The following is a 14,818-nucleotide window of genomic DNA, read 5'->3' as shown; positions in this document are numbered from 1 at the left end:
GTTTGAATGAATCATCGCCATCCGACAGACACAGGTACGCCAGGAAGCAGTGCAATTCATGCATGTTGGCAACGACGCTGTATCGGGCTTCATTCCTGACTCAATTAACCATTCGCGTTTATTGACGTTCATTTGCGGTTTGTTCAATAGCGCACCAGTGCCGAGCCCCAGGTGAAACCGCCGCCGAAGGCTTCCAGCATCAGCAACTCGCCGCGCTTGATACGACCGTCACGTACCGCCACATCGAGTGCCAGCGGCACCGACGCCGCCGAGGTGTTGCCATGCTGGTCCACGGTCACCACGACGTGATCCATGGACATGTTCAGTTTGCGTGCCGTTGCCGCGATAATGCGCACGTTTGCCTGATGCGGTACCAGCCAGTCGATATCGGCCTTGGTCAGCTGGTTGGCTGCCAGGGTTTCATCGACGATGCGACCGAGCGTGTTGACGGCCATGCGAAACACCTCGTTGCCCTGCATCTCGATGGTCGCTTCACCACGACGGACGACCTCCGGATTCAGTGACACCCCTGCCGGCACGCGCAGCAGATCCTGATAAGCACCGTCGGCGTGCAAATGGGTCGACAGGATACCCGGCTCATCACTGGACTCAAGGATGACCGCGCCGGCACCGTCGCCAAACAGTACGCAGGTTGAACGATCCTTCCAGTCGAGGATGCGCGACAGCGTCTCGGCACCCACTACCAGCGCACGTGCCGCAGAACCGGTCTTGATGAATTTTTCCGCCACGCCCAGCGCATAGACAAAGCCGGTGCATACTGCCTGTACATCAAATGCCGCGCAGCCGTGTATGTCGAGCCGTTGCTGCAACAGACAGGCGGTGCTGGGAAAGATCATGTCCGGCGTGGTCGTAGCCACGATGATCAAGTCGATGTCACCGACCTGCAGTCCGGCCGCTTCCAGCGCCGCCCGCGACGCGCGCTCGGCCAGATCGCAGGTGGTCTCGTCGTCGGCGACTATATGGCGTTTCTCGATACCGGTGCGCGCCCGAATCCACTCGTCACTGGTATCAACCCATTGTTCCAGTTCCTTGTTGGTCAGCACCCGTTCGGGCAGGTAGCTGCCAGTGCCAATGATGCGGGCGTTTTTCAATTGTCCCGTCTCTCGTTGAGCACGGTTTCAAGTTCATTGCAGATGCGTTCCGGCACGTTCTTGCGTGTCTCGATAATCGCTTCCTCGATTGCATGCGCAAACGAAACACGGTCGGCACTGCCATGGCTTTTGATCACGATGCCGCGCAAACCGAGCAGACTGGCGCCATTGTAACGGCGCGGATCAAGCTTGTGCCGAATCGCATTCAATACCGGCATCGACAGCAACGCGGCAAACTTGCCGTACAGACTGCGCTTGAATTCAGCGCGTGTCTGTTGACTGATGAATTCTGCCACACCCTCACTTGCCTTGAGAGCAATATTACCGGCGAAGCCGTCACAAACAATAACATCGACCTTGCCGGTAAAGATGTCGTTGCCTTCGACGAAGCCGGCGTAATTGATCGGGCTCTGGCTTAACAGCGATGCAGCCTGCTTGACCTGATCATTGCCCTTGATTTCCTCGGCACCGATATTCAGTAACGCCACGGTCGGGTCGGATTTGTTATTCACGGCCGAGACGAGCTCGGATCCCATGATGCCGAATTGCAGCAGTTGTTCGGAGGATGTATCGACATTGGCGCCGAGATCCAGCAAATGCGTGGGGCCATTGGTGCCGGGCATGGTGGCGCAAATGGCGGGGCGGTCGATACCCGGCAGCATTTTCAGGACGAACCGCGCCGTGGCCATGAGTGCGCCGGTGTTGCCGGCGCTGACGCAGGCACTGGCCTCACCATCCTTGACCAGGTCGATGGCCACACGCATGGAAGAGTCCTTCTTGTTGCGCATCACCATCGACGGCAGCTCGTGCATTTCCACGGTCTGACTGGCGTGATGGATGCGCAAACGATCCGACTCCTCGACCCCGTGCTGCTTCAGGATCGGCTCGAGGACATCGCGCTGACCAACCAGTATCAGGGTGATGGCTGCATAGCGCTCAAGAACGGACAGCGCCGCCGGTACGATCTCGGCTGGGCCATGATCACCGCCCATGGCATCCAGGGCGATGATCGGAGGTAACGTACTGGCTGGCGCCGGGGAATGCTGATCAGTCATGCAGAAGCGGTTGCTATCCGGGATACCCGCTGGTGCTGTCAACCGGGCCGGCGTTGACAGCTTGTCATTGTCACAGAACAACGGCCGGCGAAGCGGCCGCAGCTGCCTTTAATCAAGCGACTCGTCGTCGTCGTTATCGATGACCTTGCGGCCCTTGTAATAACCATCCGGACTGACGTGATGGCGGCGATGCACCTCACCGCTGTTCGGATCGATACTGACGGCGGGCGCCTTGATGGCATCGTGCGAGCGGCGCATATCGCGGCGCGAACTGGATTTGCGATTCTGTTGTACGGCCATTGTCTTGTCTCTCCGCTAATTTAAAAAGTAAAGACCGACAGGCTACTGCCTGTCGCTGCAATTCATTCATCGTTACCGTTCGTTATCGCGCGACGGTTTCAAATCCGCCAGCTTGTCGGCAAACGGCCGGTGTGTGTCCTGTTGTTGTTCTGACGGCGCGTCAGCGCTGTCACTTGTCACCGCCTCAGCGCAGCTTTCCGCGGCATGCAAAGGCGCAAACGGCAGCGCCAGCAGGGCTTCGTCTTCCACCAGCTCACTTAACTTCAGTGGCTGCTGCTCGACCAGTAACGGTTCGTATTCTTCCGGCAGCTCGCCGGCTTCGGCCTCGCCCTGGACAATACCCAGTGCCACATCGGCGTCGATAATCACCGTCAGCGGCTGCATACAGCGCTGGCAGGTCATCACCACCTGGCCGGACAAACTACCTATTATACAGGCTGTGCCCGCCGCATCGCGGCCAAATTTCAGATTGAACGTCAGCGTCCCATCGGTCTCCAGCACGGCCGCCTGCAGACGCTTCAACTCATTGATTTTAAAGCTGCCAGACAACGTTTCACCATGGCCGGCAAGGCGCAGCGGGTGAATGAATTGGGGCAGCTCCGGCGGCATCAGGCGGGCAATATTAATGCGCGCCCGCGAAACTGTCAAAAATTCAGCTTTGGCAATAGCTTAAGCCGCGTTCCGGGTTTGACGCGGCGGCCTGCTTCCAGTCTAATTGCGCCGCCTGTTCACACATTCAAGCAAGCATCACCACCATGACTGATACCACCCCGGCCGTCATTCTGGCTTCTTCTTCGCGCTACCGGCGCGAACTGTTGACGCGTCTGCAGCTGGATTTCACCTGCCAGTCACCGGCAATCGATGAAACCGCCGAGCCCGGTGAACCGCCCCTGCAACTGGTGCAACGACTGGCACTGGGCAAGGCCCGCGCGGTCGCCGAACAATGCCGGCAAGCGAGCCTGGTCATCGGCTCCGACCAGGTTGCCACGCTGGGGGATACGGTACTCGGCAAGCCGGGCGACGCCAGCCGCGCCAGTTACCAGCTGCAACAGATGCGCGGCCGGCGGATCGAGTTTCTGACCGGCTTATGCCTGTTCAATACCGCCCGGCACAGTCAGCAGGTTGAAGTGGTCCCGTTCAGCGTCAAGTTCCGCAACTATACGGATGCCGAGATTGAACGCTACGTAGCCGCCGAGAAACCCTTCGACAGCGCCGGCAGTTTCCATTCCGAGGCACTCGGCGTAAGCCTGGTCGAATCGATGAGCGGCAGCGACCCGACGGCGCTCATCGGTCTGCCGCTCATCAAACTGTGTGAAATGCTGCGCCAGGAAGGGATCGCCCTGCCCTGAGCAAGCCGACGCGGCTGCTCAACGCAACTTGAATTCTTCCGTCTCGATTTCGTTGGCCAGTGTCGTGCCCATGCGCCGGGCAAAACGATCGAGATAGCTTTCACGCACCGTATAGTCGACGATTTCCTCGGCACCGACGATGTCGCGTGCGACTTCGCTGGCACTGGCCAGGGAATCCACCAGCCCGAGGTCGACGCTCTGCTCGCCGGTCCAGACCAGGCCGCTGAACAAATCGGCGTTCTGTTCCTGCAGCCGATCACCCCGGCCCTTGCGAACCACGTCGATAAACTGCTGGTGAATCTCATCAAGCATCGTACGCATGTGTCGAATCGCATCGGTTTCCAGTGGTGAAAACGGATCCATCAACGCCTTGTCGTCGCCGGCACTGAAGACCCGGCGCTCGATACCGAGTTTTTCCAGGGTATCCACAAAACCGAAGCCCGAATAAATCACGCCGATGGAACCCACAATACTGGCACGATTGGCGTAGATCTTGTCCGCGGCGACGGCGACATAGTAGCCGCCGGAGGCGCCGGTATCGGTAATCACCGCGTAGACTGGTTTTTCCGGGTATTTCTCGCGCAGGCGCAGCACCTCATCATGGATGTAGCCGGCCTGGACCGGGCTGCCGCCGGGACTGTTGATGCGCAGAATTACGCCCCTGGCATTCTTGTCCTTGAACGCCCGGCGCAGTCCGGTGACCACCTGGTCGGCACTGGCGGTGGAATCGCTGCTGATGATGCCGTCGATTTCGACCAGCGCGGTATAGCCGCTAGTACCACCGACAGGCGCACTGGTCCAGTCGCCTGGCAAATACAGCAACAGCAATGCAAACAGGTAAAGCGCCAGCAGGATCTTGAAAAAGATACTCCAGCGGCGCGCACGGCGCTGTTCGGTCAATGCCTCCAGCGCAATCCGCGAGATCAGGTTGCGCTCCCAGGCATTGTCTTCGCCGGGTTTGCTGTCGGTAGCGGGTGTTTCAGACATTCAGTTCTTCCATTCGGTTATTGGGCGGGGATCGTGCCTAACGACTGCATCATTCGACCATCAGGCTGACAGCGCTATCCATCTGACCAGCCAACAGCCAGTCGCCAAGACCGGCGACGCTGTCAATGCAATCGATGGCCCCGGATTGTAGCAGACGGTCTGCCGGGTGCACGCCACTGGTGACGCCCAGCGCCGGAACACCGGCCCGGCCCGCCATCTCGATATCGTGTTCGCTGTCGCCAATCATCAGCGCGGCCGACGCCGGGACGGACAGCTCGGCCAGGACTTCGTGCAGCATGAGCGGATCCGGTTTCGACAGCGTCTCATCCGCGCAGCGCGTGGCGTCAAACTGCGCCGTCAAATCGCTGTCAATGAGTGCCCGTTCCAGGCCACGTCGGCTTTTGCCGGTGGCCACCGCAAGTTGGTAACCGGCCTGGCGCAGCGCAACCAGCGTACCTGCCGCGCCCGGAAACAGTGGTACCGGCCGCGTGGTCGCCGCCAGGTAGGCCTGCTGGTAGGTGCCGGCCAGTTCGCGCAGCGTCGCCGCCGGCGCCTGCGGGTACAGGCGCTGCACGGCTTCGGCCAGGCCGAGACCGATGATATCGCGGACCGCGTCAGCGCCACGCGCCGGCAGTGACTGCTCGGCGATCGCCGCCTGCATGGCCCGGATGATTATTGCCTCGGAGTCGGCCAGAGTGCCGTCCCAGTCGAAAATCAAAAGCCTGTAGGTCAGTTTCATGCGAGTCGCTCAAGCACGGCCTGCAGCTCGTCGGGCAGGGGCGCCTCGAAGGCCTGCTCGTGGTCGGGCAATTGCAGGCTGGCGGCGTGCAGAAACAGGCGCCGTAATCCGAGTTGGCGCAGTTGCTTGTTGAACGCCTTGTCACCGTATTTCACATCGCCAGCCAACGGGTGGCCGGCCGCCGCGGCATGCACGCGGATCTGGTGCGTGCGCCCGGTCAACAGGCTGACATCGGCCAGCGTCGCGTCGCTGTACTGGCGTTGTCGCCGGATACGGGTCGCCGAAACCTTGCCGGCCGCATCGACAACCACGCGGCGATCGCCCGACTTGCCCTGCTGGCGGCTGAGCGGATCGTCGATATCGAGCTGACGCCGGCCGAGCTGGCCGCGCAGCAGGGCCAGGTAGCCCTTGCGCACCTGGCCATCGCGCAACTGGTCATGCAATGTGCGCAACAGCGTCATGTCCTTGGCCAGCAGCAGGCAGCCGGAAGTGTCCCGGTCGAGCCGGTGTACCAGCTCCAGCCGCGCCTTGTCGCCGCGGCTGGCACGCAGGATATCGATGACGCCATAGCTCACACCGCTGCCACCGTGCACCGCGACACCGCTGGGCTTGTTGATAACGAGCAGCCGCGCGTCCTCATGGAGGATTTGCTGCTCCAGCCGTGCAATCGCCGCCCCGGGAATGACCGGGCGGGCGTCGTCCCGATTCTGAAACAGTGGCGGCAGGCGTACCACATCGCCAGCCTCGAGGCGCTTCTCCGGCCGCGCCCGCGAGCCGTTGACGCGCACCTCGCCCCGCCGCAGCATCTGGTAGATTCTTGATTTCGGAATGTTTTTCAGGCGGCTGCTGATGAAATTATCGAGCCGGCGGCCGTTTTCGTCGGTGTCCACGGTGACCTTCTGGACACCGCTTGTCTGTTCGTCTGGAGGGGGCATTCAGGCCTGTCAAGCGGTTTGGATTGCTGCGCTACAGTATCACTGCTATAGTATGTCACTAGCCTGTCACGGCTAAAATTTTGCTATTTTAATATAGAAAAATCAATAAGTTACTATAGGTATTTCAAGCCAGCCCAAGGTAACTTGGCAGGCTTGGCTAAAAGCCATAAAACTATTGCCTGAATACCGGTCGGTCCGCCCGTCCGGTACGCGGTGTCAAAACCGCAGGAAATGACATTCAGCGATCCGCAGGATTGCTGGTAGGGTTCAACCACCACTCGCCCCCCGTAAAGAGTGGTCTTTAAGGAAGCGCTCCCCAATGTCGACTACTGGCCACCACATTAGCACACAATGTCGGGTGATGCCGTTTGTCGTCCGCCGGTCGAGCGCTACGCAGGTAGCTCATCATGAAAAGAATGTTAATCAACGCGACTCAGCCGGAAGAGTTGCGCGTCGCGCTCGTGGACGGCCAGCGTCTGTACGATGTCGATATTGAGTCAGCCAGTCGCGAGCAGAAAAAATCCAATATATACAAGGCCAAGGTTGTCCGGATTGAGCCGAGTCTCGAAGCGGCTTTCGTAGACTTCGGCGCCGAACGCCACGGCTTCCTGCCGTTCAAGGAAATCGCCCGCTCCCTTTTCAAGGAAAAGGACGACGGCGGTCGCGGCCGTTTCAACATCAAGGATCACCTGCAGGTCGGCCAGGAGCTGATCGTCCAGGTGGAGAAACCCGAACGCGGTAACAAGGGCGCCGCCCTGACCACGTTCGTCAGCCTTGCCGGCCGCTACCTGGTACTCATGCCGAACAACCCGCGCGCCGGCGGTGTGTCGCGCCAGATCGAAGGCGATGATCGCTCCGAGGCGCGCGAGGCCATGAGTTCGGTCAGCATCCCGACCGGTATGGGCATGATCCTGCGCACCGCCGGCGTCGGCAAAAGCGGCGAGGAACTGCAGTGGGATCTCGACTATCTGCTCAAGGTCTGGGAGGCCATCGAAAGCGCCGCCAAGGAGCGTTCAGCGCCGTTCCTCATCTATCGCGAAAGCGAGGTCATCATACGCGCGATCCGCGATTACCTGCGCCAGGACATCAACGAGATCCTCATCGACAACGAGGAAGTCTACAACCGCGCACATGAGTTCATGTCGCAGGTCATGCCGCACAACCTGAACAAACTCAAGCTGTATACCGAGCATGACCCGCTGTTTACCCGCTACCAGGTCGAAAACCAGATCGAATCCGCATTCGCCCGCGAGGTCACCCTGCCCTCCGGCGGCGCCGTGATCATTGACCACACCGAGGCATTGATCACCATCGACATCAACTCGGCGCGAGCCACGGCCGGTGGCGACATCGAGGAAACCGCGCTGAACACCAACCTGGAAGCGGCCGAGGAAATCGCCCGTCAGCTGCGCCTGCGGGATATTGGCGGTCTCATCGTCATCGATTTCATCGACATGATGAACGCCAAGAACCAGCGCGAAGTTGAAAACCGGCTGCGTGAGTCCGTCAAGGACGACCGCGCCCGTGTGCAGATCAATCGTTTGTCACGCTTCGGCCTGCTGGAAATGTCACGCCAGCGCCTGCGGCCGTCGCTGGGCGAGTCCAGTCATATCGTCTGTCCGCGCTGCAGCGGCACCGGCCACCTGCGCAGTGTCGAATCGCTGTCGCTGTCGGTGTTCCGCATCATCGAGGAAGAAGCGATGAAGGAGAACACCGCCAAGGTCATCGCGCACCTGCCGGTGGAAGTCGCAACATTCCTGCTTAATGAAAAACGCAGTGGTTTGCGTGACATTGAAACCCGGCTTGATGTCGAACTCATCCTGATACCCAAGGCCGAGCTGGAAACGCCACGCTACAAGGTACAGCGGCTGCGTAAAAACGACGAGGATCAGCTTGGCGAGGTTCAGCAAAGCAGTTACAAGCTGTCGCTGGATGAGGATGGCGATAACGAAGAAGAGGAAGAAACGGGGCTACCCGGCAAGCAGTCGCTCGCCCAGCCAGTGGTCAAGCAGGTCATGCCCAACCGGCCATCGCCGCAACACGAGGCGCCCAAACAGGACACCGGCGCGAATGGCACGTCCGGCAATGGCAACAAGAGCAAGGGGCTGATCTCACGCCTGTTCGGCAGCCTGTTCGGCGTGCCGGAAACGGGCAGTGATTCGGCCAGCCAGTCGGCCAACGAATCGGCCAGCACCACCGAGACCGGGCAATCCGCCACGCAACAGTCCGCATCCGGTGCCAGCAGTCAGCGTTCCGGCAGTAGCTCGAGCCGACGCGGCCAGTCCAGCTCGGGTTCACGCGGCAATTCCGGCAACCAGCGCGAACGTGGCCGGCGCAGCAACAAACGCAGCAGTGGCAGCAGTAATAGCAACAGCAGCGGTGCGCGCAGTAGCGCCAACAGTGGCAGTGGCGACGCCACGACTGGAGACAGCACGGCCAATAGTGCGAGCGACAGCGCGAACAGCAATGCCGCCGCCAGTACTGAAGACAGCAGCGAATCGCGCAAGCCCCGCTCCAGTTCACGTCGCGGCCGGCGCGGCGGTCGACGCCGGCGTCGTAATGACGGCAGCAATACTGGCGACAGTAACAACCAGAACACTGATGGCGCGTCATCGGCAGACAAGACGTCGTCACAAGGTTCGCCGGGCAACGACGCTGATGGTAGTAACAAGGCGGCCGATGAGAAGCAATCGGAAAACCGGTCCGCGTCATCGGGTAACCGCCGCCAGGGCAATAATCAGAGCAATAAGCCCGCAGCCACAACAGACGCTAACAAGCCTGACAGCGACGCTACCGGAACAGCGGAAACTGCAGCAACTGCGATGCCCGCTAGCGACGCCGACAAGACGCAAGCGGACACCGCGGCGAGTGAAACCGAAAAACCGACCGAACAGCCGGCACCGCAGGCAGATGCCAAACCGCGTGCACAGGATGAGGCACCTGCCGCAGCAACATCAGCGAATGATGCCGGCAACCGGGATGACGATCCGGGGACAGGCAGCAATAAGCAGCAGGCTGATACCACCGACACGACGCAGGAACAGCCGCGTTCACTCTATGGCAGCAGCAGTGTCCAGCCGCGCCAGGACGATAACGGCGAATCGGGCAGCGCGGATGGTACCCAAACCAAGCCGACTGAAGAGTCCGAAGTTAAATAGATCGGCGAATACGCGGCACCCTTAATCAGGGTGCCGCGCCTTTATCACCCTAGTGTTCGCGCGTTGCCAGAAACTCGATGTCCGGCCAACGTTCCATCGTCAAATTCAGGTTCACCATGCTCGGCGCCAGGTAGGTAAGTGCGCCGCTGCCATCTTCTGCAAGGTTCTCCGGCTGGCGACGTTTGAATTCATCCAGTTTTTTCGCGTCATCGCAATATATCCAGCGGGCGGTAGCCACCGGTACACTTTCATAGCCGCAATCGACACCGTATTCCTGCTGCAGACGCCAGGCAACGACGTCGAACTGCAGTACGCCAACAGCGCCGAGAATAATGTCATTGGACAGCTGTGGCCGGAATACCTGGGTGGCCCCTTCTTCGCATAATTCATTCACGCCCTTGTGCAACGACTTAGTCTTGAGCGGATCCTTCAGGCGTACCCGACGGAACATCTCCGGCGCAAAGTGCGGAATGCCCGTGAACTTGAGTTTTTCACCCTGGGTGAAGGTATCGCCGACCTGAATCGCACCGTGATTGTATAAACCGATAATATCACCGGGATAGGCATCCTCGACCTGCTCACGGTCACCGGCCATCAATGTCATGGCATTGGCAATCTGTATATCGCGCCCCTGGCGGACATGATGAATTTTCATGCCTTTCCGGTAGGTGCCGGAGCAAACCCGCAAAAATGCAATGCGATCACGGTGGGCGGGATCCATATTGGCCTGTATCTTGAAGACGAAACCGCTGAAATTCTCCTCTTCGGGTCTGACCACGCGGTCTTTTGTTTGATGTTCGATGGGACCGGGGGCATGGTCGGAAACATAATCCAGGCACTCGGAAACACCGAAATTGCGCAGCGCGGAACCGAAGAAAACCGGTGTTTGTTCGCCACGACGAAAGGCTGCTTCGTCAAAGTCCGGGCAAACCTCGCGCATGAATTCGATCTCTTCAAACAGCGTATCCTTGTCATCGCCCAGCCATTCGCGCAGACCGGCATCATCGTCCGCATCTATTGGTGCAGGTTGTGAACCCTTGTCAGCATTGCCACGTGCCCAGGGCAAAAACTGCTTGCGGTGTATGTGATAAACACCTTTCGCACTGGCGCCCATACCTGCCGGCCAGGTCATCGGTACACACTGGATATTAAGCTCCCGCTCGATTTCATCAAACAACTCGAGCGGCGTCTGTCCTTCACGGTCCAGTTTGTTAATGAAAGTGATGATCGGTGTATTACGCATACGACACACTTCCATCAGCTTGCGGGTCCTGTCCTCGACGCCCTTGGCCACATCGATGACCATCAGCGCCGAGTCCACGGCGGTTAATGTCCGGTATGTGTCCTCGGAGAAGTCGGCGTGGCCCGGCGTATCCAGCAGATTGATGATCTTGTCGGCATACTTGAACTGCATGACCGAGCTGGTAATCGAGATACCGCGCTGTTTTTCCATCTCCATCCAGTCCGAGGTCGCGTAGCGCGCCGACTTTCTCGATTTGACGGTTCCCGCCAGCTGAATCGCGCCGCCCTTGAGCAACAGTTGTTCCGTCAAGGTGGTTTTACCGGCATCGGGATGCGATATGATCGCGAAGGTCCGCCGGCGACGGGTTTCTTCCGAAAAAGTACTCATGTGATGTGGAAGCTCTAAATAAAACGTTGATGAATTTAGCGGGCTGTCGCCGTACGCATCAAATCACGCATGCTGGTTACAGCCTCGGGCAATCCGGTCAATACCGCCCGGGCGATGATACTGTGACCAATATTGAGCTCGGCGACTTCCGCCAGGGCGGCTACCGGTTGCACGTTGTCATAGTTCAAACCATGACCGGCGTTGACCTGCAGTCCAGCCCGGTGCGCGTCGCTGACAGCAACCCGGATTCGCTCCAGCTCCGCCGCCATTGTTGCTGCATTCCGGGCATCGGCATAGTGCCCGGTATGGATCTCGATCATCGGCGCCCCGGACTGAATAGCCGCCTCGATCTGAACCGGGTCGGCATCGATAAACAGGGACACGCGAATCCCGGCCACCGCCAGGCGCTCACAGGCAGCAGTGATACGCGGCAGTTGACCGGCCACGTCCAGCCCGCCCTCGGTAGTCAGCTCCTCACGCTTTTCCGGTACCAGGCAACAGTAATCCGGCTGCTCCGACTCGGCCAGGCCAAGCATCTCATCGGTCACGGCCATCTCCAGGTTCAGGGGAATGGCCAGGATCTGCCTGAGTTCGACGACATCCTGGTCCTGGATATGACGGCGATCCTCGCGCAAATGCACAGTGATCGAATCCGCACCGGCCTGTTGTGCCAGCAGGGCCGCCTCCAGCGGGCGCGGGTACGTGGTACCGCGGGCCTGGCGCAGTGTAGCCACGTGGTCAATGTTGACACCGAGTTTCATCATGGAACGAGCTTGCCCGTGTGCGGAAAAGCGGGCATTTTACCGCTGCGCACGGCAACCGACCATAGCTATGGTTTCTGCAGGCTGCGATTTTGCTGCAGGTAGGCCTGATAGAGGCTGCGGCTGGCCAACGGCCGGTCGCCGAGATGCCGGCCGAGTTCCTGGCGCAGCAGCAATTTGGCTTCACGCAATGACTGTTCGCTCTGCAGGGATTGCACAGCCAGCTCAATGAGTGTGCTGCCATGGATACAAACACCTTTGGGCATGTGCTCCGCTGCCAGGCTGGGGCCCTGTTCACTTATATACTGGTACAGCTCATCCGGACGAACTGCCGTACCCGTTACGATGTCGTGATCCAGGATCAGACCATAACCGACTGCTTCGAGCAGACGAATCTCGAACAGCCGCAGTGCCTGCTCGTGAGACGTTACCTGTGCCAGCTGAAGCATGACCTCGGCGTAATCATCAAACAGCTTCGTGTGGGCTTCGTCACGGTGCAACAGTCGCATGATCAGCTCATTGACATAGAAGCCGGCCATCAAACCGGCACCGGTCAGGGCCACCGGGGCGGCCTCGGCGTCGACGCTGACGAGCGTACCCAGCTCACCGCGGGCCGACCAGGCGATAGACAGGCGTCGGAACGGCTGAACCAGGGCAGCCTGACCACTCTGCCGGCGGCGGCTACCACGACCAACCAGTCCCACGCGTCCGTGCAACTGGGAAAATATCTCGATCAGCAGACTGGTTTCGCGATAGGCCCGCGTATGAAGAACAAAACAACTATGGGGTTCGACACGCACTTATGGATATTCAACCGTCGTAGCCAAACTCTCTCATGCTTTTAACATCATCGGTCCAGCTGTCCCGCACCTTGACCCAGGTTTTCAGATTGACCCGCATATCGAGGAACTTCTCCATGGAAAGCCGTGCCTGGGTGGCAATCTTTTTCAGCCGTTCGCCGCTTTCGCCTATTACAATGGCTTTCTGGCCCTCGCTTTCCACCCAGATAAGGGCATGAATGTGAGCAAGATTATTTTCAACCTTCATATCTTCAACGACAACCGTAAGCCGATACGGCAATTCATCGCCGAGATTGCGCACCAGTTGTTCACGCAGCATTTCAGCGACAAAAAATCGCTCGTTGCGATCCGAAATCTGGTCTTCAGGGAACATTGCAGGCTGTTCGGGCATTAGATCGGTCAGCTTCTCTTGCAATGACTGCATGTCGTCATGGCGCGCAGACAGAGGGAAAATCGCTGCGAAATCATGTTTAGCACTGACCGAGTCAATGAAGGGCAGCAAGGCTTTCTTGTCAGACACACGATCAGTCTTGTTGACGACCAGAATAACCGGACGATCAGCCTGCTTGATGTGGTCCAGGACATACTCGTCTTCATCTGTCCAGCGCAGGGCCTCGATAACAAAAACGGCTACATCGATGGTCAGCAATCCATCGGCCACTTCACGATGCATGAATCGATTGAGCGCATTACTGCGTTGCTGCTTAAGGCCCGGCATATCCATGAAGATAAGCTGGGTATTGCTTGTCGTATGAATACCCAGAACATGCCAACGGGTCGTATGCGGCCGTCGCGAGGTAATGCTGAGTTTCTGACCGATCAGGTGGTTCAGCAAAGTGGATTTGCCGACATTGGGCCGGCCGCAAATTCCAATATAGCCACAGCGAAATGAGCTGTCACTGGACATCATGTATTTTCACTGCCTTTTTCTACCTGCAGGTACTGCAAGGCCTGTTCTGCGGCAGCCTGCTCGGCCATCTGCTTGCTGCGCCCGCTAGCTCTTATTACATCGAGCCCATCAACGGCGCACTCGACAGTGAATTCACGTGAATGTGCTTCGCCGCTCTCTGATTCAATGCGATAGATTGGCAAGGGCAGGTGCCTCGCCTGAAGATATTCCTGCAGCATGGTTTTAGGATCCTTGCCCGCCTTTTCCGGGGACACTTCGCTCAAGAGCTGGCTGTACAGGTCAAGTATGCGTTGTCGACAGATCTCAATGCCGGCATCCATATAGATGGCGCCGATAATCGCCTCCATTGCATTGGCCAGAATCGAATCCCGGCGCCAGCCACCGCTCTTCAGTTCACCACTGCCAAGCTGGATCAAGTCACCCAGTTCCTGCTGGCGACCCAGGCGCGCCAGGGTCTCCCGCTTGACCAGTGCCGCCCGCAGACGCGTAAGACTGCCCTCACTGGCTTGCGGGAACTGTTGATAAAGCGCCTCAGCAATCACAAACCCGAGAATGGCATCACCAAGATACTCCAGCCTTTCATTATTAGCCGCACCTACACTCCGATGTGTAAGCGCTGTTTTAAGTAGCTCAGCATCATTAAAATCATGCCCAAGACAACTTGTTGGTATCTGCCAACTATTATTCAATTGCCGCCCAACTGAACCGTTTCATCGTAAACCAGGACAACATCGAGATCGCCAAACAACGTTGTCCGATTCTCATAGTACATATACATCTCACGCGGTTCCTGCCCCACCTTGTTGGCGGTCAGATAGTCGTTTATGTTCTTTTCAGTAAATTGGTACAGGCCATTGATATTCGCACTGCGAAGAAAATACTTGCGCACATCCCGTTCAGACATTTTTTCAGCCTCGGCCTGGCTGGCTACCGAGTTCAGCGACTGAGTGATGGCAAAACTATCGCTATACAGCGGGAATAATTTCATTGCCACCAGGGCAAAGAACCCGATCAGCACTATCACCATGATGAAGCCAATCAACGTCAGACCGTACTGGTTTCTGGAATATGTCATAACCGTC

General features: G+C 58.5%; 15 protein-coding genes. 2 read left to right on the top strand and 13 right to left on the bottom strand.

The window, feature by feature from the left end; all coding sequences use genetic code 11:
- Positions 1–143: 143 nt before the first annotated feature.
- The 4 genes from J2T55_RS03135 to J2T55_RS03120 all read right to left on the bottom strand — a co-directional run bounded on the left by J2T55_RS03135 (position 144) and on the right by J2T55_RS03120 (position 3,115).
- Positions 144–1,112, bottom strand: a complete 969-nt coding sequence (locus J2T55_RS03135) for a beta-ketoacyl-ACP synthase III (RefSeq protein WP_259054181.1) — start codon at positions 1,110–1,112, stop codon at positions 144–146.
- Complete coding sequence (plsX, locus tag J2T55_RS03130; RefSeq protein ID WP_259054180.1) at positions 1,109–2,167, bottom strand: phosphate acyltransferase PlsX; 1,059 nt, start codon at positions 2,165–2,167, stop codon at positions 1,109–1,111. The genes J2T55_RS03135 and plsX overlap by 4 nt, the downstream gene beginning before the upstream one ends.
- 108 nt (positions 2,168–2,275) lie before the next feature.
- Positions 2,276–2,467 carry a 50S ribosomal protein L32 gene (gene rpmF / locus J2T55_RS03125; RefSeq protein WP_259054179.1) on the bottom strand — a complete coding sequence of 64 codons (192 nt, stop codon included), beginning with the start codon at positions 2,465–2,467 and terminating at the stop codon, positions 2,276–2,278.
- Between the two features lie 72 nt (positions 2,468–2,539).
- Positions 2,540–3,115, bottom strand: a complete 576-nt coding sequence (locus J2T55_RS03120; protein WP_259054178.1) for a YceD family protein — start codon at positions 3,113–3,115, stop codon at positions 2,540–2,542.
- A gap of 107 nt (positions 3,116–3,222) precedes the next feature.
- On the opposite strand from J2T55_RS03120, the gene J2T55_RS03115 reads away from it, so the two are divergent.
- Positions 3,223–3,816 carry a Maf family protein gene (locus J2T55_RS03115; RefSeq protein ID WP_259054177.1) on the top strand — a complete coding sequence of 198 codons (594 nt, stop codon included), beginning with the start codon at positions 3,223–3,225 and terminating at the stop codon, positions 3,814–3,816.
- A gap of 18 nt (positions 3,817–3,834) precedes the next feature.
- On the opposite strand, the gene sppA is transcribed toward J2T55_RS03115, so the two are convergent.
- Genes sppA through J2T55_RS03100 form a run of 3 tightly spaced genes read right to left on the bottom strand, consistent with a single transcriptional unit; the run spans position 3,835 to position 6,477 of the window.
- On the bottom strand, positions 3,835–4,803 hold the full coding sequence (gene sppA / locus J2T55_RS03110; protein WP_259054176.1) for a signal peptide peptidase SppA: 969 nt from the start codon (positions 4,801–4,803) through the stop codon (positions 3,835–3,837).
- 49 nt (positions 4,804–4,852) lie between these two features.
- Positions 4,853–5,542, bottom strand: coding sequence for an HAD family hydrolase (locus J2T55_RS03105; protein WP_259054175.1), 690 nt, complete (start codon positions 5,540–5,542; stop codon positions 4,853–4,855).
- Positions 5,539–6,477, bottom strand: coding sequence for an RluA family pseudouridine synthase (locus tag J2T55_RS03100; RefSeq protein ID WP_259054174.1), 939 nt, complete (start codon positions 6,475–6,477; stop codon positions 5,539–5,541). Before J2T55_RS03100 ends, J2T55_RS03105 begins: the two co-directional genes overlap by 4 nt.
- 407 nt (positions 6,478–6,884) lie before the next feature.
- On the opposite strand from J2T55_RS03100, the gene rne reads away from it, so the two are divergent.
- Positions 6,885–9,635 carry a ribonuclease E gene (gene rne / locus J2T55_RS03095; RefSeq protein ID WP_259054173.1) on the top strand — a complete coding sequence of 917 codons (2,751 nt, stop codon included), beginning with the start codon at positions 6,885–6,887 and terminating at the stop codon, positions 9,633–9,635.
- A gap of 49 nt (positions 9,636–9,684) precedes the next feature.
- On the opposite strand, the gene J2T55_RS03090 is transcribed toward rne, so the two are convergent.
- The 6 genes from J2T55_RS03090 to J2T55_RS03065 all read right to left on the bottom strand — a co-directional run bounded on the left by J2T55_RS03090 (position 9,685) and on the right by J2T55_RS03065 (position 14,811).
- Positions 9,685–11,265 carry a peptide chain release factor 3 gene (locus tag J2T55_RS03090; protein ID WP_259054172.1) on the bottom strand — a complete coding sequence of 527 codons (1,581 nt, stop codon included), beginning with the start codon at positions 11,263–11,265 and terminating at the stop codon, positions 9,685–9,687.
- Between the two features lie 35 nt (positions 11,266–11,300).
- Positions 11,301–12,029, bottom strand: coding sequence for a pyridoxine 5'-phosphate synthase (pdxJ, locus tag J2T55_RS03085; RefSeq protein WP_259054171.1), 729 nt, complete (start codon positions 12,027–12,029; stop codon positions 11,301–11,303).
- 65 nt (positions 12,030–12,094) lie between these two features.
- Positions 12,095–12,826, bottom strand: a complete 732-nt coding sequence (gene recO / locus J2T55_RS03080; RefSeq protein WP_259054170.1) for a DNA repair protein RecO — start codon at positions 12,824–12,826, stop codon at positions 12,095–12,097.
- 10 nt (positions 12,827–12,836) lie between these two features.
- On the bottom strand, positions 12,837–13,736 hold the full coding sequence (era, locus tag J2T55_RS03075) for a GTPase Era (protein ID WP_407660021.1): 900 nt from the start codon (positions 13,734–13,736) through the stop codon (positions 12,837–12,839).
- Positions 13,733–14,425, bottom strand: a complete 693-nt coding sequence (gene rnc, locus J2T55_RS03070; RefSeq protein WP_259054169.1) for a ribonuclease III — start codon at positions 14,423–14,425, stop codon at positions 13,733–13,735. Before rnc ends, era begins: the two co-directional genes overlap by 4 nt.
- Entirely contained in the window at positions 14,422–14,811 is a 390-nt protein-coding gene (locus J2T55_RS03065; RefSeq protein ID WP_259054168.1) for a DUF4845 domain-containing protein, read from the bottom strand. The genes rnc and J2T55_RS03065 overlap by 4 nt, the downstream gene beginning before the upstream one ends.
- Positions 14,812–14,818: the final 7 nt, after the last annotated feature.

This window comes from Methylohalomonas lacus (assembly GCF_024808875.1).
In the GTDB taxonomy this organism is placed as follows: domain Bacteria; phylum Pseudomonadota; class Gammaproteobacteria; order Methylohalomonadales; family Methylohalomonadaceae; genus Methylohalomonas; species Methylohalomonas lacus.
This window is presented reverse-complemented; position numbering and strand designations above follow the sequence as displayed.

Bases quoted from the DNA above. Each gene is read 5' to 3' on its own strand.
- plsX (WP_259054180.1), bottom strand. From the start codon at position 2,167: ATGACTGATCAGCATTCCCCGGCGCCAGCCAGTACGTTACCTCCGATC.
- pdxJ (WP_259054171.1), bottom strand. From the start codon at position 12,029: ATGATGAAACTCGGTGTCAACATTGACCACGTGGCTACACTGCGCCAG.
- J2T55_RS03065 (WP_259054168.1), bottom strand. From the start codon at position 14,811: ATGACATATTCCAGAAACCAGTACGGTCTGACGTTGATTGGCTTCATC.
- J2T55_RS03100 (WP_259054174.1), bottom strand. From the start codon at position 6,477: ATGCCCCCTCCAGACGAACAGACAAGCGGTGTCCAGAAGGTCACCGTG.
- rne (WP_259054173.1), top strand. From the start codon at position 6,885: ATGAAAAGAATGTTAATCAACGCGACTCAGCCGGAAGAGTTGCGCGTC.
- rpmF (WP_259054179.1), bottom strand. From the start codon at position 2,467: ATGGCCGTACAACAGAATCGCAAATCCAGTTCGCGCCGCGATATGCGC.
- J2T55_RS03105 (WP_259054175.1), bottom strand. From the start codon at position 5,542: ATGAAACTGACCTACAGGCTTTTGATTTTCGACTGGGACGGCACTCTG.
- sppA (WP_259054176.1), bottom strand. From the start codon at position 4,803: ATGTCTGAAACACCCGCTACCGACAGCAAACCCGGCGAAGACAATGCC.
- J2T55_RS03090 (WP_259054172.1), bottom strand. From the start codon at position 11,265: ATGAGTACTTTTTCGGAAGAAACCCGTCGCCGGCGGACCTTCGCGATC.
- J2T55_RS03115 (WP_259054177.1), top strand. From the start codon at position 3,223: ATGACTGATACCACCCCGGCCGTCATTCTGGCTTCTTCTTCGCGCTAC.
- era (WP_407660021.1), bottom strand. From the start codon at position 13,736: ATGATGTCCAGTGACAGCTCATTTCGCTGTGGCTATATTGGAATTTGC.